Source organism: Pseudoxanthomonas composti (assembly GCF_004122095.1).
GTDB classification, from domain to species: domain Bacteria; phylum Pseudomonadota; class Gammaproteobacteria; order Xanthomonadales; family Xanthomonadaceae; genus Pseudoxanthomonas_A; species Pseudoxanthomonas_A composti.
In genome coordinates this window covers 349,838-365,588 of sequence record NZ_SAWZ01000003.1, presented here as the reverse complement: position 1 = coordinate 365,588, position 15,751 = coordinate 349,838, and the positions used below count along the sequence as shown (strand labels likewise).

General features: G+C 67.4%; 16 protein-coding genes. 9 read left to right on the top strand and 7 right to left on the bottom strand.

Annotated elements, in window-relative coordinates:
* Positions 1-72: 72 nt before the first annotated feature.
* Positions 73-696, bottom strand: a complete 624-nt coding sequence (locus EPA99_RS08060) for a glutathione S-transferase family protein (protein WP_129470688.1) — start codon at positions 694-696, stop codon at positions 73-75.
* 249 nt (positions 697-945) lie between these two features.
* On the opposite strand from EPA99_RS08060, the gene EPA99_RS08055 reads away from it, so the two are divergent.
* Both EPA99_RS08055 and dapA read left to right on the top strand, forming a co-directional pair.
* The gene (locus EPA99_RS08055; protein WP_129470687.1) at positions 946-1,164 is read left to right on the top strand and encodes a hypothetical protein; all 219 of its coding nucleotides are present in this window, start codon (positions 946-948) and stop codon (positions 1,162-1,164) included.
* 160 nt (positions 1,165-1,324) lie between these two features.
* Positions 1,325-2,254 carry a 4-hydroxy-tetrahydrodipicolinate synthase gene (gene dapA, locus EPA99_RS08050; protein ID WP_425479182.1) on the top strand — a complete coding sequence of 310 codons (930 nt, stop codon included), beginning with the start codon at positions 1,325-1,327 and terminating at the stop codon, positions 2,252-2,254.
* Positions 2,255-2,349: 95 nt separating this feature from the next.
* Here the strand turns inward: dapA and EPA99_RS08045 are convergent, their stop codons facing one another.
* Together EPA99_RS08045 and EPA99_RS08040 are read right to left on the bottom strand one after the other, a co-directional pair.
* Positions 2,350-3,216 carry a DUF6973 domain-containing protein gene (locus tag EPA99_RS08045; protein WP_129470685.1) on the bottom strand — a complete coding sequence of 289 codons (867 nt, stop codon included), beginning with the start codon at positions 3,214-3,216 and terminating at the stop codon, positions 2,350-2,352.
* 12 nt (positions 3,217-3,228) lie between these two features.
* Entirely contained in the window at positions 3,229-3,633 is a 405-nt protein-coding gene (locus EPA99_RS08040; protein ID WP_241688316.1) for a hypothetical protein, read from the bottom strand.
* Between the two features lie 194 nt (positions 3,634-3,827).
* Between EPA99_RS08040 and EPA99_RS08035 the strand changes: the two genes are divergently transcribed.
* Both EPA99_RS08035 and EPA99_RS08030 read left to right on the top strand, forming a co-directional pair.
* Positions 3,828-4,535 carry an rRNA pseudouridine synthase gene (locus EPA99_RS08035; protein ID WP_129470684.1) on the top strand — a complete coding sequence of 236 codons (708 nt, stop codon included), beginning with the start codon at positions 3,828-3,830 and terminating at the stop codon, positions 4,533-4,535.
* A gap of 151 nt (positions 4,536-4,686) precedes the next feature.
* Positions 4,687-6,195, top strand: a complete 1,509-nt coding sequence (locus tag EPA99_RS08030) for a glycoside hydrolase family 32 protein (protein ID WP_206733722.1) — start codon at positions 4,687-4,689, stop codon at positions 6,193-6,195.
* Positions 6,196-6,235: 40 nt separating this feature from the next.
* On the opposite strand, the gene EPA99_RS08025 is transcribed toward EPA99_RS08030, so the two are convergent.
* Together EPA99_RS08025 and EPA99_RS08020 are read right to left on the bottom strand one after the other, a co-directional pair.
* Complete coding sequence (locus EPA99_RS08025; protein WP_164978600.1) at positions 6,236-7,033, bottom strand: SDR family NAD(P)-dependent oxidoreductase; 798 nt, start codon at positions 7,031-7,033, stop codon at positions 6,236-6,238.
* Between the two features lie 164 nt (positions 7,034-7,197).
* Positions 7,198-8,043, bottom strand: coding sequence for an alpha/beta fold hydrolase (locus EPA99_RS08020; protein ID WP_241688325.1), 846 nt, complete (start codon positions 8,041-8,043; stop codon positions 7,198-7,200).
* Between the two features lie 254 nt (positions 8,044-8,297).
* Between EPA99_RS08020 and EPA99_RS08015 the strand changes: the two genes are divergently transcribed.
* Positions 8,298-8,648 carry a hypothetical protein gene (locus tag EPA99_RS08015; protein WP_129470681.1) on the top strand — a complete coding sequence of 117 codons (351 nt, stop codon included), beginning with the start codon at positions 8,298-8,300 and terminating at the stop codon, positions 8,646-8,648.
* A 304-nt stretch (positions 8,649-8,952) separates the two neighbouring features.
* On the opposite strand, the gene EPA99_RS08010 is transcribed toward EPA99_RS08015, so the two are convergent.
* Positions 8,953-9,909 carry an AraC family transcriptional regulator gene (locus EPA99_RS08010; RefSeq protein ID WP_425479181.1) on the bottom strand — a complete coding sequence of 319 codons (957 nt, stop codon included), beginning with the start codon at positions 9,907-9,909 and terminating at the stop codon, positions 8,953-8,955.
* Between the two features lie 52 nt (positions 9,910-9,961).
* On the opposite strand from EPA99_RS08010, the gene EPA99_RS08005 reads away from it, so the two are divergent.
* Positions 9,962-10,696 (top strand): SDR family oxidoreductase, encoded by a 735-nt coding sequence (locus EPA99_RS08005; protein WP_129470679.1) that lies wholly within the window; start codon positions 9,962-9,964, stop codon positions 10,694-10,696.
* Between the two features lie 228 nt (positions 10,697-10,924).
* On the opposite strand, the gene EPA99_RS08000 is transcribed toward EPA99_RS08005, so the two are convergent.
* Positions 10,925-11,671: an SDR family NAD(P)-dependent oxidoreductase gene (locus EPA99_RS08000; RefSeq protein ID WP_129470678.1), complete on the bottom strand. Its 747-nt coding sequence runs from the start codon at positions 11,669-11,671 to the stop codon at positions 10,925-10,927.
* A gap of 323 nt (positions 11,672-11,994) precedes the next feature.
* Between EPA99_RS08000 and EPA99_RS07995 the strand changes: the two genes are divergently transcribed.
* From EPA99_RS07995 to EPA99_RS07985, 3 genes are all read left to right on the top strand, one after another.
* Entirely contained in the window at positions 11,995-12,789 is a 795-nt protein-coding gene (locus EPA99_RS07995; protein WP_129470677.1) for an EAL domain-containing protein, read from the top strand.
* Between the two features lie 111 nt (positions 12,790-12,900).
* Complete coding sequence (locus EPA99_RS07990) at positions 12,901-13,614, top strand: transposase (RefSeq protein ID WP_129470676.1); 714 nt, start codon at positions 12,901-12,903, stop codon at positions 13,612-13,614.
* 697 nt (positions 13,615-14,311) lie between these two features.
* On the top strand, positions 14,312-15,700 hold the full coding sequence (locus tag EPA99_RS07985; protein ID WP_206733720.1) for a GntP family permease: 1,389 nt from the start codon (positions 14,312-14,314) through the stop codon (positions 15,698-15,700).
* Positions 15,701-15,751: the final 51 nt, after the last annotated feature.

Genomic DNA, 15,751 nt, shown 5'->3' with positions numbered 1-15,751 from the left:
CCCCCCCCCCCGCTCCCACAGGATGCTTGCGGGGTTCAATCGAGGTCTCTTCAACAGCCTGGCAACGCGCGCTCAGGTGAGCTCGGTCATGACGCCGCGCTGATAGGCCGGCCGCGCGCGCAGGCGCCGATACCAGGCCAGCAGGTGCGGCTGGGCGGGGCGCTCGATCGGCATTTCGAACCACGCATAGGCAAAGCTGCCCAATGCGATATCGCCCACGCTGGGCGTGTGGCCCGCCAGGTAAGGCGCGTCGGCCAGCGCCGCATCCACCAGCGCCAGCTGCTGGGCGCAGGCCACGCGCGCCGCTTCGATCCGCGACGCGTCGCGCTGCGCCTGCGGCGTGCGCAGCACGCCCCAGAACAGATCGCGGAACACCGGGGCGAAGGTGGAAGTGGTCCAGTCCATCCATTGCTCGGCACGTGCACGACACTGCAGATCGCGCGGCATCCAGTTGCCATCGCCGCCGTGCCGCGCGGCCAGGTAGCGCACGATGGCATTGGACTCCCACAGCACGAAGCCATCGTCGTCGATGACCGGCACGCGCCCGTTGGGATTCATCGCGCGATAGCCCGGGGTGTCGACCACGCCGAAGGCACCGCCGGCGTCGATCCGCGTGTAGTGCAGGCCCAGCTCCTCGGCGCACCACAGGACCTTGCGCACATTGCTGGAATTTGCTCGTCCCCAGATCCGTAGCACCCATCTTCTCCGCTGCCCGCATGGCGTGATGCTGCGACGCGATGCGAAGTATCGCCCAGCCTTGCGATGCGGGCGGACCAGCTTCGATCTCATCACGCCGCGTCGCTCCCACCGGATGGGACACGTGGCCCCGACCCGGCCTGGACGGACAACGCCCTCGGGTTGATTGCCGAACGGCAAGCAACGAAGTCACGTCTTGCTAACCGCGATCCAAGCAAGCTCCAGGCATTCGAACAAAGGGAGTCAGTGATGGGTCTTCTACGTATGATCACCCTGGGCGCCGCCGCCGCCGTTGCCTGGAAGCTGTGGAAGGACAAGCAGGCCGGTCCGGCGCCGATGCCCCGCGCCACGCAGGACACGCGCGACCTCACGCCACCGCATGGCGATGCGCTCACGGACATGTCCAGCTATGGCGCGGAGGCTTCCGTGCCGGCGTCGCAGTCCAGCCGCGGCTTCGGCGAAGTCTGACGGCACTGCAGACTGTCGAAGAACAACGACCGTTTAGGCATCGCGGTGCGCCCAGCGGCTTCGTTTCGAGCCGCTGGCGCCCCAATCAAACGACGGTGATTTGCCCTGCAGCGCGCCACCGCACGACGGACACAAGTGAAACCATTTCCACGCGCCTAGAATGTGCGGCTTCGTCCGCTCGTTCTGTCTTGCCATGTCTTCCACCAGTCCCCAGCTCCGCGGCAGCATCGTCGCGCTCGTTACGCCCATGCACGAGGATGGCAGCGTCGATTACGCCGCCTTGCGCAACCTGGTGGACTGGCATGTCGCCGAGGGCAGCGATTGCATCGGCGTGGTCGGCACCACCGGCGAATCGCCGACGGTGGATGTAGAGGAACACTGCGAGATCATCCGCGTCGCGGTCGAGCAGGCGGCCGGGCGCGTGCCGGTGATGGCCGGCTGCGGCGGCAACTCCACCGCCGAGGCCATCGCACTGGCACGGTACGCACGCAAGGTCGGCGCCGACTGCCAGCTGCAGGTCGTGCCCTACTACAACAAGCCTGGCCAGGAGGGGCAGTACCGCCACTTCGCCGCGATCGCCGAGGCCACCGGCGACCTGCCGATCATGCTGTACAACGTGCCCGGCCGCACCGTGGCCGACCTGCAGCACGCCACCGTGCTGCGCCTGGCGCAGCTGCCCGGCATCTTCGGCATCAAGGAAGCCACCGGCAATCTCGAGCGCGCCCAGTGGCTGATCCGCGAGGTACCCGAGGGGTTTGGCGTGTACTCCGGCGATGACGCCACCGCCGTGGCGCTGATGCTGCTGGGCGGGCACGGCAATGTCAGCGTCACCGCCAACCTCGCGCCCCGCCTGATGCACGCGCTGTGCATGGCGGCGCTGGCCGGCGACCTAGCCCAAGCCCGACGCCTGCAGCAGCAGCTGTTGCCGCTGCATCGCCAGCTGTTCGTGGAAGCCAACCCCATCCCGGTGAAGTGGGCGGTCCAGCGCCTGGGGCGATGCGGCGGCACCTTGCGCCTGCCGATGACCGAGCTGGAGCCCGGCAACCAGGCGCTGGTGGAGGCTGCGATGCATCAGGCGGGCTTGCTCTGACCTGAGGGTTCGCAAGCGCGGGCAGGGTTCGTCGCCCACAACATCTATTGCGCCGGCGGCGCCAGCCAGGACGCCGCGGAATGGCCCCCGCCGCCTCAGCGCACAGGGGCCTGCGACGGGGACGCGGGCGCCCGCGCGCCTTCGTCGTAGGCACGCACGGCGTTGTGCTGGTCGACCTGGTAGAGACTCTCGCGCATGTCCGGCGCTGGTGCCGTCGCATCCACGCGTGCGCGGAACCCCGGCGTGGTGCCGGCCACGAAGATCTGGTCATCGCGCAGGGTGACGGTGCCCACCTGATCGGCACGCTGAATGCCCGCCTGCTTGGCCGCAGCCATGACCTCAGCCACCTTGGTATCGGACACCGAGGCCGGCAGCTGACCACGCAGCGCATTGAAATAGGCACGGTCTGGGTGCGCCCCCGGAAACCGGTCCCGCGCCTGGTCCATCAGACGCACGGCGTCGCGGTTGATGTGATCCACGTCGGCGGCCGTGACCAGCTCGCGCTGGGGATCGCCTTGGGGACGCGCCAGGCGAGGGTCGTCAGGAAAGAGCTGGCGCAGTCGCGGGTCGCCCAAGCCGCTGACCAGTTCACCGTTGCGCAGGGCGGCATACACGTTGCGGGCGAGTGTCTGCGGGTCGGCGGCGGCATCGCCCAGGCGCCGACCGGCCTCGTTGTTCCACAGGTCCATGCGGTGCTCGTACGGATCGTTCGGATGCGCCGGCCCGATCTCGGCGTCGTTCCCGAACTTGCGCGCGATCCATTGCTGATCCCACGCCACCTGGGTCACGCGTCCGCTGACATAGGCATGGCGGAACGCGTCGAGTTCATCGTTGTGGCCTTGCGAGCGGAAGCTCCCGTCCTCGCGCCTGGCAAGGACTTGTCCGCTGAGTCGCTCGTAGGCCTGGTACGCCTCCTGCTCGATCTGGCGCTTGGCCGCCTTGGGATCGGTGATGTCCACCATGTCGCAGCCTCCCTACCCGGCCTTCTGGAACTCGATGGGTCCTTGGTACCCCGGATACTTCTTCTTGATCAGGATGCGGTCCCCTGGCGCAAGGCAAACCTCCTCCAGGGAGTTGGCCACATGGCCCTCATCGACGAAGAATTCCTCGTAGGGAAGTTCCAGCACCTGGCGCGCGCCATCGCCTTCAAACCTGAGCAGCAGCCGCTCGTCACGTTCGAAGCACAGCCGCGTCCAGGGGAAGGACGTCAGCTGCGAAGCCTCGACGACGACCACGTCCTTTCCGGACAGCAGCGAATCGACTTGCCTGGCGAACTGTTCTTTGGTCAGCGTCGGGTCTGTCATGGCGCATCCTGCAAGGAAGGCAGTGGCCGAGAACACCATTGCCAGAAGAGACGGAAGAAGGCGAGCGGGTGGCATGGACGCGGCTCCTTCATGCGATCGGCAGTGGTTTTACCTCAGGCGGCGTGAGAATCCAATCCGGGGCGTGCGCGGCGCACAGGGACAGTCAACATCTGAGCAAGCCCATGTGAGCAGTCCATGGTCACGGCCTTTCGGTCCATGCCTGGGCGCCGCAGCGCGTACACTCTCCGCCCCCGACGCCGAGTGTGCCGATGTCTACCCCGATCCGTCTGGACAAATGCGTGGCTTCGGTCGCGAACTGTTCTCGCAAGGATGCGCAGCAGTACATCGAAGGCGGCTGGGTGCGCGTGGATGGCGTGGTGGTCGAGGAGCCGCAGGCGCTTGCCACGCCGGAGCAGGTAACGCTGGACGCCGACGCGCAGCTCGGACCAATCCAGCCCACGACGCTGTTGCTGCACAAGCCCGCCGGCCTGAGCACGGACCAGGCCCTGGCGCTGGTCGCGCCTGCGACGATGAGCGAGCTGGACACCGAGGGCCCCCTGCTCAAGCACCACCTGCGGCGCTTGAACCCGCTGATGCCGCTGGAGGAAGCCGCCAGCGGCCTGCTGGTGCTGAGCCAGGATGGCCGCGTGATCCGCCGCCTGACCGAGGACGCCGACAGCATCGAACAGGAGTTCGTGGTCGAGGTCAGCGGCGAGCTCAAGCCCTACGGCCTGAACCGCCTGGCCGATGGCATGAAGTACCAGCAGCGCATGCTGCCGCCGTGCAAGGTCAGCTGGCAGAGCGAGGACCGCCTGCGCTTTGCGATCAAACAGGTGCGGCCCGGGCAGCTGCAGGCCATGTGCGCCGAGGTCGGCCTGCAGGTGCAAGGCGTCCGTCGCCTGCGCATCGGCAGCATTCCGCTGGGGAAGATGGCGGTCGGCCAGTGGCGGCGGCTGCCGGCCGGGCTGCGATTCTGAAGGGGCTGGCGCGGCGGCCAGGGGGCAGGCGGCACACCGCCTGCGGCGAAGAAGGGGCGCGCCGGGTGACCAGCGCGGCCGACACGGATCACGGTGATTGTCGTATTGTCTGACTTATCAGACCGGCACCCTCGCCGAGGAAAGGAAGTCCATGCGTATCTTGATGGCGCTGATACTGGCGGCAACCCCCATGCTCCCCGCTGCTGCGCAGTGGCCCGCGCCGGACCCCCGCCCCAGCTTCCACTTCGCGCCCGAGCGCAACTGGATGAACGATCCGAACGGCCTGGTGTTTTTCGAGGGCGAGTACCACCTGTTCTATCAGTACAACCCGCACGGCGACCGCTGGGGCCACATGAGCTGGGGCCATGCGGTCAGCCGCGACCTGCTCAGCTGGGAACATCTACCCATCGCCATTCCCGAAACCGAGGTGATGGCCTTCTCCGGCAGCGCGGTGATCGACTGGAAGAACACCTCCGGCTTCGGCCGCAATGGCAAGCCCCCCATGGTGGCGATCTATACCGGCTTCGATCCCGTGACCAAGAACCAGTCGCAGTTCGTCGCCTACAGCACCGACCGCGGCCGCACCTTCAGCCGTCACGGCAAGGTGCTCGATATCGGCTCGGCCGAATTTCGCGACCCCAAGGTGTTCTGGCACGCGCCGACGCAGCGCTGGGTGATGGTGGTGGTCAAGGCCAGCGAGAAGAAGGCTGCCTTCTATTCCTCGCGCGATCTCAAGCAGTGGCAGCACGAGAGCGACTTCGGCCCGACCGCTTCAAGCACCAGCGTCAACTGGGAGTGTCCGGATCTGTTCGAACTGCCCGTCGCCAATGGCAAGCCGGGCGAGAAGCGTTGGGTGCTGGCGGTCAGCCAGGGCGACAAGGGGCCCGATAACGGCTCGGGCGGGCAGTACTTCGTCGGCGCGTTCGACGGCAAGGCCTTCACCCTGGAACCGGGCTGGGAGGATACGCCGCACTGGCAGGACCTGGGCGCGGACTTCTACGCGTCGCAGTCCTGGAGCGAGGTGCCCGACGGCCGCCGTATCTGGATCGGCTGGGCCACGGACCTGCGCTATGCCCACGCCATCCCCACCACTCCAGCGCGCGGCCTGATGACCCTCCCACGCACGCTCACGCTGCGCAGGGAAGGCGCGGACTGGCGTCTGGCACAGGCGCCCGTGCGCGAGCTGGAATCACGTCGCGGCGCGCTCACCCAGCTCGAGGACCTCACGCTGGGTGAGACGCCGGTCCCGCTGAAGCTGGGCGAGAGCCTGGACATGCAGCTGGCCATCGACCCGCAACTGGCCTCGCAGGTCGCACTGTCGCTGACCGACGCGCAGGGCTACACGCTGCTGATCGGCTACACCCCCGCCACGCGCGAGGTCTTCATCGACCGTACCCGTGCCGGCCCGCACGTCCACGACGCCTTCCCCGACCGCAACATCGCCGCCCTGCCCCCCGGCGATGGCCCCATCACCCTGCGCCTGGTGGTGGATCGCTCCATCGTCGAGCTGTTCGCCGCCGACGGCACCCGGGTCATCACCGACCGATTCTTCCGCGGCGGCGGCGCCCTCAGCTGGAGCGCCCACGCGCTGGGAGGTCGCGCGCGGATCCAGTCGCTGCGGGCCTGGCCGATCGAGCCAGCGGTCCTACCCGGCCGGTAATCGCATCACCCGCGCACGGATCGCTCGGCGCTGCCGCACCTCACTGCGGCATCTGCCGCGCCAGCATGCGGGCCTGGCTGCGGCGCGGGGTGAAGCGGCCGATCGCGGCCATCAGGCGGTTGAGGCGGCCGGAGATCACGCTGGAGCGGTGCTTGAACAGCGCGTCCAGGCCGATTTCCACGGCCTGTTTGGGCGTGATCACTGTGGCCCTGGCCCAGCCGGGTGCTTCGTAGCCGCCGGCAGCCGCGTTGAAGCCGGTGTCCATCAGGCCAGGGAGGAAGGTGGTCACGGTGATCCGCGGCGCGAGTTCGGCATGCAGGGCCTCGCCGAAGGAGCGCACGAAGGCCTTGGAAGCGCCATAGGCCGCCAGCCCCGGCGTGGGCCCCAGGGCGGCCATGCTGGCGACCTGCAGGATGTAGCCCTCGCTGCGCGTGGACATGGCTCGGGCCGCGAGCAGGCTCAGCTCCACCAACGACTGCACGTTGAGCTCGATCATCGCCCGCAGCGTTGCCGCATCCTGGCCGATCAGCGGGCCCATCAGTCCGCGCCCGGCATTGTTGACCAGCACCGTCGGCACGATCTGCATGCCGGCCAGCGCCGTCATCAGCTCGGCGGCCGCATCGGGCCGGCCCAGATCCTTGGGATGCACGTGCACCTGCAGGTGCGGATACTCGACCAGGATCTGCTGCGCCAGCGCCCGCAGCTTGGCTTCACTGCGCGCGATGAGCACCAGCGAGTAACCCCGGCGCGCCAGCGACCAGGCGAAGGCCAGCCCAAGCCCGCCGGAGGCCCCGGTCACGATGGCCCAGCGCGTTGCTACGTCCTGACGGAACGACATCCGTAACTCCCTGCAAGAGACCCGTCGACGCGGGCGATGGCTCATCTGGCCATGCGCGTTTTAAGAATTCTTGAAGGACTAAGTCGAAGAGCGCAGAGGCCTGACGTCAGCGCGATCCCGCAGCCCTTACGCGCAGGACGCCGAAGCCGGAAAGGGCCGCGACTTCACGGGCTGGCCTCCGTGCCACGCACTGCCTTCACGCCTTCCAGGATGTTCTCGACGACGAAGGCGGGATCTTCATGCGGAAGCCCATGCCCGGCCTTGGCCGCGATGTGCTGCCTGGCGTTGGAGGACAGGGACAGGAACTGCTTCTGCATGCGCTGCGTGGCCTCCTCCAGCGTGATGGCAAGCGGCTCGGCAAGACCCGGCACCATGCGGTAGCTGCTGCTGTGCGTGGCGACGATGACCGGCTTGTCGCCCAGCGTCGTCAGCTGCCGGGCCTGCGCGGCGGAAGCGCTGATGTCCAGGTGTTCTTCGTTCTTCATCGGGTCCTCCAACATGCCGGTCAGGAAGCTGCGCGCCTCGGTGATGGCCTGGGCTTCATCGGGCGCGCGGGCGGGCAGCAACGACAGCCAGGTCGTCATCTGATCCGGATGCGTCGAAGACACCAGGACCAGCCCGGCGACATCGTCCGGGTACTGGCTCGCGAACACCTGGGCATGCAGCCCGCCGACGGAGTGACCAACGAGCAGATAGGGCCCAGACACGCCGGCTTGCTTCAAGGCGGCATGGAGCTCGGCGGCGGCATCGCCACTGGTCCGTGGCGACTTGCGCGATGGCGGGCTGTCGCCGAGGCCGGCGCGGTCGGCCAGACAGACGCGGGTGACGGCTGCGATCTTCGCCGCGATGCCCTGCCAGCCAGGATCTTCCACCGGTGCGGTCCCCATGCCGGCATCGACCACGACGGCGGGGCGCCCGGTACCCGTGCAGACCATCCGGATCGGCTGTCCGTTGGCATCGAAGCGACCATCGATGCGTGCCTGCGCGCTTGCGGGATGCGCCGCGAACATCGCCACCGAAGCGGCGATGACAGCTAGATGGCTTGCGTGCATATGTCCTCCCGGTGTCGGGCTGATTCCGCGCGCTCCGGCTGGGCGCGGCCACTGCAGGAAGTCATGGGGGGCGTGGTCAGGAACGAGTGGAGAGGAACGAGGAACGAGTGGGTCGACGGGGCGGGGCGGGCTTGGTGAGCCGCTCCATGCTCCGGCAATGTTGTCAGGTTCGAATGGCCTGACCGCCTATCAGCATTGCGAGCGTGTTTTCCATGAAACGTCACAGCAAGACCATGCGTTACCCCCTGCCCTTGCTCGCTCTGGCTGCGATCTCAGCGGCCGGCATGGCCTTTTCCGCCTCGGCCATCGACTGGGGGCGCGAGGCCCACCGGGAGGACAGCGAGACCTGCCGCCGCATGGGCGCCGAACATGGCGAACGCTACACCGACTGCATGCTGCAGCAGCAGCGGCGCCGTGACGACGCCCTGCTGGATGCCTCCCGACAGCAGCGCAACAATGCCGAGGCCGCGCGCGACAATGTCGAGACCGTGCGACGCATGCGTTGCAATCGCGAGGCCGAACGCGCACGCGAGCGCGGGGATCGCCCGCCGCGCTGCACCTGATTGCCGCGCATGCCGCGCGGCTCGTGCGGCCGGAAGTTCAACGCTGATTACGAGCAGCGTCACGCTTGCTGACAGGATTCGTGTGGGAGCCGACTCATCGGCGGAGAAGCTCTACCGCTGAACCCCCTTCGCGGCTGATGGCCTGAGGCCACCTAGAGCCGCTCCCACAACTGCCGCACAGAGGTCAGGTTGCGAGCTGACTTTCGCCTGCAGCACCGCTGCTGTTGTGGGAGCCGATTCATCGGCGAAGGGGCCTACCGACAAAGTCTCATCGCAGCGGATCTCTCTCCTGTGACCCCCAGCATCAACGCGGCCGCACCAATCGCTTGGGCGCTTCACCGAAGATGCGCTTGAACGCGTGACCGAATGCGCTGGCCGAGCGATAGCCGACCTGTTCTGCGACCCGGACCAGTTCCATGTCGCTTTCGGCAAGCAGCCGACGGGCCAGCAGCATCCGCCACTGCGTCAAGTACTGCAGCGGGGCCTGCCCGACCGTCTCGGAGAAGCGCGAGGAGAAGGCCGAGCGCGACATCCCCACGCGTGAGGCCAGCTCGGCCACCGTCCAGGCGTGGGACACATCGCGATGCATGAGCGTGAGCGCTGCACCGATGTGGCGATCGCCCAGTGCGCCGATCCAGCCAGTGGGTGCAGATGCTTGCGTCTGCATGTAGGCGCGCAGGGCCTCGACCACCAGCACCTCGGACAGACAGGCCGCCACGCGGGCGATGCCCATGCGTTGCCTCCCTGTCTCTGCGTCCAGCAATTCCAGGATCCGACGCACCGCGACGGCCGATGGCGAGGCGCTGTGGATCGCCATGAACCGCGGCAGCGCATCCAGCAGAAACCGCCCATCCTCGTCGCCGAAGACAATACCCGCCCCGATGAACACCGCCTCCTCGCCATCCTTGGCGCCGTCGCGCTCGCCAAGGCACACGCTGTCCTGACCGGCATAGCGGGAGACGCCATCCACCGGCGTGGCGTGCGGATCGCTGGCAATCACATACGGCGTGCTGCCGATCAGCAGCACTTGCCCTTCCACCACGCGTTCTGCGGCGCGACGCGGCAGGCGGATCCAGGCCTGCCCCCGGATCACCGCCACCAGCTTGAGACGATGCTTCTCGGGAAAGGACAGCGCCCATTCGCCACGCGCCTGCAGCCGGGTCACGCCCGTACTTTGAGCGCCAAGCGCGGTCAGCACCCCCGACAAGGGGTCATCATTGGACGATTGCGATGGAATCATGGCCTGTGGAGCATAGATCATCCAGGCAGGGACGTTAACTTGGGTGCCCTGATCAACACCCCGGAGAAATCGCATGACCCTTCACAACAAGGTCGTCATCATCACCGGCGCCGGCAGCGGCATGGGCCGCGCCACCGCACTGCACCTGGCCGCGCTGGGTGCCAAGGTGGTGCTGGGCGCGCGTCGCGCGCCGCGCATCGCCGCTGTCGCCGGACAGATCGCCAGCGCTGGTGGCCAGGCGGTCTATCGGCAGACCGACGTGACCCGGCTCGAGGACGTCCAGGCATTGGTGGAGCTGGCCTGCGCCCAGTACGGCCGCCTGGATGTGATCGTCAACAACGCCGGCATCAGCCCCCTTTCGCGCTTCGACGCGCTGCAGGTCGAGCAATGGAACGCCATGATCGACGTGAACCTGCGCGGCGTGCTGCACGGCATCGCCGCGGCGCTGCCGGTGTTCGGCCGCCAGCGCGGCGGCCATGTCATCAACGTGGTGTCCACGGCGGGCTTGCGCATCGTGCCGACCATGGGTGTCTATGCGGCAACCAAGAATGCGGTCAGGACCATCAGCGAGGCGCTGCGCCAGGAATCGGGCCCCCACATCCGCGTCACCGAGGTCTCCCCCGGCATGGTGCAGTCGGAACTGCTGGATGGCATCAGCGACCCGGCGATCCGTCAGGAGCTGCAGGCGCAGTCCGAGGCCACCGGCATTCCACCTGAAGCCATCGCCCGCGCCATCGCATTCGCGATCGACCAGCCCGAGGACGTGGAAGTAGGCAGCCTGGTGGTCCGTCCCACCTCGCAGGCCTGATGTCCCTTCCCATCTTCGCGCGAGGTGCCATCGGCGGCGAGTACCAGGCACCGTCGATGGCATGCGTTGCTGTGGCGTGCACAGCGATGCGCCGGACCTGGACGAACCGCTGGTCACGACGTCGCCGACCCACCCGGCCGCCAGGCGACAGGGTGGGCGGCGCGGGCACGCAATCCGCCCGCGCGCATTGCGCGCCGCTCAGCCCAGTAATCCGACGAAGCTGGCGACTTACTTGAAGCCGCCGCCGGCCTTGATCTGCTCGCCGGTCACCCAGCGCGCATCGTCCGAGGCCAGGAACACGGCGATCGCGGCGATATCGTCCGGCGCGGCGATGCGGCCCAGCGGTGTGCGCGCCACCAGCTGGGTCTGGAAGTCCGAGCCGACGAAGCCGGCGGTCTGCGCGCCTTCGGTGTCGACCATGCCCGGGTTGATGCTGTTGACGCGGATCCCACGCGGACCCAGCTCGGCCGACAGCACGCCGGTGACCGCATCCAACGCACCCTTGGTGGCCGAATAGACCGCCATGCCCGGCGGCGTCAGCACGCTCACCAGCGAGCCGATGTTGATCACGCTGCCGCCGGTGCCCAGGTGCTTGGAGGCCGCCTGGGTGACCTGTAGCGGGCCCAGCACGTTGATGTCCATCTGCCGGTGGAAGTGCGCGGGGGTGATCTCCTCGAGCGGCGCGACTTCGTAGACGCCGGAGTTGTTGACCACGATGTCCAGCCGACCGAAGCGCTCCACCGCCGCGGCGATCAGCGCCTGCGCCTGCTCGGCCTTGGCCACGTCGGCCTGCACCGCCAGCGCCTGGCCGCCGGCCTGGGTGATGCGCTCGACGACCGCGTCGGCGCCACTGCGGCTGGAGGCGTAATTCACCACCACCGATGCGCCTTCGGCCGCCAGGGCGAATGCGATTCCAGCGCCAATGCCTTTGGATGCGCCAGTGACCACGGCGACCTTACCTGCGAGCTTGCTCATGTTGATGCGTCCTGAAAAAGAGGGAAGACCGCGCCGCGGCCCATGCCAGCGGCGTGTGCGGCAAAGAATGGGGCGCGTGCGGCGGCCGGATAAGCCGGTCATCCAGGGAGAGTGCATCCCGTCTGCGGGACAAGCCTTGGCGCCCCTGGCGGCGGACGCTGCGATCCGCACGCGGCCCGTGTCTTTGTCTGCGCTGCGTGCTCAAAGGCCCACACGCGCCGGCATTCGGCGACCCCGTCACAGCTGCCGCACAACGGGCGCGTGCCTGGGCGCGGCAGGCAGTATGCTGCTCGCCATCTTTTCGGCGCCGAAGGCCCACCCGCATGGATCCGGCGCACCCCTCCAGCTCCAAAGCCGACGCAACACCCTGTGCCAACTGTGGAACGGGCCAGCCGCTGGATTTCTCGATCAGGATGGCGTTCCAGCCCATCGTCGATGCACAGACGCGTTCCGTCTACGGCTACGAAGCGCTGGTGCGCACGGCCGATGGCGGCGGCGCCCGGGAGGTCCTGGACCGCGTCACCCCCGAGCAGCTGTACCGCTTCGACCAGACCTGCCGGGTCAAGGCCATCGAGACCGCCGCGCGCCTGAGGCTGCAGGGCTATCTGTCGATCAATTTCCTGCCCAATGCGGTGTACGAGCCGGCCAACTGCATCCAGCTGACGCTGCAGGCCGCACGCCGTCACGGCTTTCCCAGCGAGCGGTTGATCTTCGAAACCGCCGAATCCGAGCAAGTGCTCGATGTGTCGCACCTGACCCGCATCTTCCAGGACTACCGCGAGCGCGGCTTCCTCACCGCGGTGGACGACTTCGGCGCTGGCTATGCCGGCCTGAAGCTGTTGGCCGATTTCCAACCCGACCTGATCAAGCTGGACATCGCGCTGGTGCGCGACGTGCACCGCAACCCGGCGCGGCAGGCCATCGTGCGCGGCGTGGTCGGCATCGCTACCGAGCTTGGCTGCCGCACGCTGGCCGAAGGCGTGGAGACCGTGGAGGAATTCCGCTACCTGCACGGTCTGGGCATCACCCTGTTCCAGGGCTACCTGTTCGGCCGCCCGCTGCTGGAGCAGCTGGGCCAGGTGGACCCGGCCCTGTGGAATCAGTGTCTCCCCGCCTGAGCAAAACCGGGGTCAGAGTGCAGTTTTCCTACTGCACATCGCGCCGTTAGTTGGTGCCTGGCAAGCAACGCGGGTGAGAAGCTGACGGCACCTGGATGCGAAGGATCGCCCATGCCCCGACAGCCCCGCCTGGACCTCCCCGGCGTGCCACAGCATCTCGTGCAGCGTGGCAACGACCGGCAGCGCTGCTTCTTTGCCGAGATCGACCGCATCCGCTACCTGCAAGACCTGCGTGAGCTGTCTCGGAAGCTGGACATTGCGGTCCATGCGTACGTCCTGATGAGCAACCACGTGCACCTGCTAGTCACCAGCCAGCGCACGGGCGCGATCTCGACACTGATGCAGTCCATGGGCAGGCGCTACGTGCGTTACATCAACGACCGCTACGCCCGCACCGGGACGCTCTGGGAAGGCCGGTACAAGTCCTGCCCTGTACAGGATGAGACTTATCTTCTGCGCTGCTATCGCTACATCGAGCTCAACCCAGTGCGCGCGGGCATGGTGGCCGATCCCGCGGACTACCGCTGGTCGAGCCATGCCGGCAACGCGCTGGGCATGGCCGATGCGCTCATCCAGCCGCATCCACGCTATACCGCCATCGCCACGAGCGAAGCGCGGGCAGCGATTTACCGTCGTTTCGTGCTCGACGCCATCGAGCCGTCGGAAACTGAATCGATCCGCCTCACCTTGCAGCGCCAACACGCGCTGGGAGACAACCACTTCCGCGACGCGATCGCGCGTCAACTCGGACGCCGCGCGGGACCTGCCGAGCGCGTGGGCAGGCCGCTCCAGGCCAGTGGCACGTCGAGGAAAACTGCACTCTGACCCCGGTTTACACACCATGCGAGTGGCTCCTAGAACCGGGGTCAGAGTGCAGTTTCGCGGCACTTGCTCTCCTGGGTTCCAGCCCGTTTATCGAGGCGATGGGTTATCGATAACCTACCTGCAAGTCAGCGCTCATGCCGGAGTTGCTGCTCTGCATCTTCGTCTGCGATGCCAGCTCACACAGCAGACCTTAGGTGGCGCGTGAACTTGAGCAGCAGCTGAGTCGCCCGCGCATATTTTTGCGCCCACAGTTTCGTGATGCGAGTCAGTGGCTCGAGCTGGCATGACGGCGAACGTCTTGCAGCAGGTCCGCGAAGCCGCATGAGGCAAGCACTCCGTCGTATGGCTGATCGACATCAGGCATGACGTCTGCAGAGCGGCGGCAATTTGCGGAAAGCCAAGGCATCGGGGCGCAGAACGGCACTCCGACCCCGGTTTTCTAGCGCGCCGCGGACGAGCAGGAAAGTGGCCGAGGTGGATGCATCGCAGGTCGAAACTGCACTCTGACCCCGGTTTTAGTCGGCGACGGGAAGAGGCGGCACGACGAAAGCAGCACACAGCCATGGGCGCGTTGTCTCGTATCCTTGCCCCTCCGCAAGGCTGTCCCGCAACAAGCCCTGATGAACCAGACCACTTCGATACAAGTACACGTGCCGATGCAGCGCGTGCACGCACACGTCCGTACGGTCGCGCGCCCGTGACGCTCGACGGCTGGTCGCAGACGCTGGGCGCAGGCGCGTTGCTTGGCATCGCGGCAGGCGCGGTGGCACTGCTGCTGATCCTGGTCATGGTGCTGCGCGTGCATGCGTTTCTCGCGCTGATCGTGGTGTCCCTGCTCACGGCGCTGGCCACCGGGCTGCCGCTGGGCGCGATCGTGCCGCAGGTGCTGGTGCCCAACTTCGGCAACACGCTCGGTTCGGTCGCCCTGCTGATCGGGCTGGGCGCCATTCTTGGGCGCCTGATCGAGTCCAGCGGTGGTGCCAGGGCCGCGGCCGACCTGATGGTGCGGCTGTTCGGGGAGAAACGCGCGGCCTTCGCGCTGGGCTTGACCTCGCTGCTGCTGGGCTTTCCGATCTTCTTCGATGCCGGGCTGATCATCATGCTGCCCATCATCTTCGCGGTGGCGCGCAGGATCGGCGGGCAGAACCTATTGCTGTTCGGCTTCAGCGGCATCGCGGCGTTCTCGGTCATGCATGTGTTCCTGCCGCCGCACCCGGGCCCGGTGGCGGCGACGGAGTTCTTCGGCGCCAACCTGGGCGTGGTGCTGTTGATCGGCCTGGTGATCGCCTTCCCCACCTGGTACATCTCCGGCTACCTGTGGGCGCGCTTCATCAACAAGCGTTTCCCCATGATCGTGCCGGAGCTCTTCGGCGCGCTGGATGAGGACCAGCCGAAGAACCCCGCCAAGGCCGGCACGGTGATCGCCGTGCTGCTGCTGCCGCTGGTGCTGATCTTCCTCAACACCGGCCTGGTCTCGCTGGCCTCGGTAGGCATCGTCGATGGCAAGGCCACCTGGGTGCAGGCGCTGGCGCTGATCGGCACCTCGCCGGTGGCCCTGCTGCTGACGGTCCTGGTGGCGATGGTGGTCCTGGGCGCGGCCCGCGGCGAGACCGGCAGTGCGCTGGAAAAAGTGGTCGAGCGCACGCTGGGGCCGGTGGCCTCTGTGATCCTCATCACCGGTGCCGGCGGCATGTTCGGCGGCGTGCTGCGCGCTTCCGGCATCGGCGATGCGTTGGCGGGCGTGTTGTCCAACCTGGGGCTGCCGGTGATCCTGGCGGCGTACCTGATCGCGGTCATGCTGCGTGTGGCCCAGGGCTCGGCCACGGTCGCCTTGGTCACTACCGCCGGGCTGATCGCCCCGGCCGTGATCGGCGGCGGCTTCAACACCATCCAGACCGCGGCCATCACCCTGGCCGCGGCCGCCGGCTCGGTGTGCGCCAGCCATGTGAACGACTCGGGCTTCTGGCTGGTCGGCCGCCTGGTGGGCATGGACGTCAAGACCACGCTGAAGACCTGGACCGTTCAACAGACCATCGAGTCGGTGGTCGGGTTCACCCTGGTGCTGGCGATCTACCTGATCTTCTGAGCACGCGCCGGGCACGACCAGCTGGCACGATGGCCCGGCACGAAATGAGCG

What these genes read in the sequence shown, in the direction of transcription:
- EPA99_RS07995 (WP_129470677.1), top strand. Translation starts at nt 11,995, where the DNA reads ATGGATCCGGCGCACCCCTCCAGCTCCAAAGCCGACGCAACACCCTGT.
- EPA99_RS07990 (WP_129470676.1), top strand. Translation starts at nt 12,901, where the DNA reads ATGCCCCGACAGCCCCGCCTGGACCTCCCCGGCGTGCCACAGCATCTC.
- EPA99_RS08045 (WP_129470685.1), bottom strand. Translation starts at nt 3,216, where the DNA reads ATGGTGGACATCACCGATCCCAAGGCGGCCAAGCGCCAGATCGAGCAG.
- EPA99_RS08030 (WP_206733722.1), top strand. Translation starts at nt 4,687, where the DNA reads ATGCGTATCTTGATGGCGCTGATACTGGCGGCAACCCCCATGCTCCCC.
- EPA99_RS08015 (WP_129470681.1), top strand. Translation starts at nt 8,298, where the DNA reads ATGAAACGTCACAGCAAGACCATGCGTTACCCCCTGCCCTTGCTCGCT.
- EPA99_RS08035 (WP_129470684.1), top strand. Translation starts at nt 3,828, where the DNA reads ATGTCTACCCCGATCCGTCTGGACAAATGCGTGGCTTCGGTCGCGAAC.
- dapA (WP_425479182.1), top strand. Translation starts at nt 1,325, where the DNA reads ATGTGCGGCTTCGTCCGCTCGTTCTGTCTTGCCATGTCTTCCACCAGT.
- EPA99_RS08020 (WP_241688325.1), bottom strand. Translation starts at nt 8,043, where the DNA reads ATGTTCGCGGCGCATCCCGCAAGCGCGCAGGCACGCATCGATGGTCGC.
- EPA99_RS08005 (WP_129470679.1), top strand. Translation starts at nt 9,962, where the DNA reads ATGACCCTTCACAACAAGGTCGTCATCATCACCGGCGCCGGCAGCGGC.
- EPA99_RS08000 (WP_129470678.1), bottom strand. Translation starts at nt 11,671, where the DNA reads ATGAGCAAGCTCGCAGGTAAGGTCGCCGTGGTCACTGGCGCATCCAAA.
- EPA99_RS08040 (WP_241688316.1), bottom strand. Translation starts at nt 3,633, where the DNA reads ATGCCACCCGCTCGCCTTCTTCCGTCTCTTCTGGCAATGGTGTTCTCG.
- EPA99_RS08025 (WP_164978600.1), bottom strand. Translation starts at nt 7,033, where the DNA reads ATGTCGTTCCGTCAGGACGTAGCAACGCGCTGGGCCATCGTGACCGGG.
- EPA99_RS08010 (WP_425479181.1), bottom strand. Translation starts at nt 9,909, where the DNA reads ATGATCTATGCTCCACAGGCCATGATTCCATCGCAATCGTCCAATGAT.
- EPA99_RS08055 (WP_129470687.1), top strand. Translation starts at nt 946, where the DNA reads ATGGGTCTTCTACGTATGATCACCCTGGGCGCCGCCGCCGCCGTTGCC.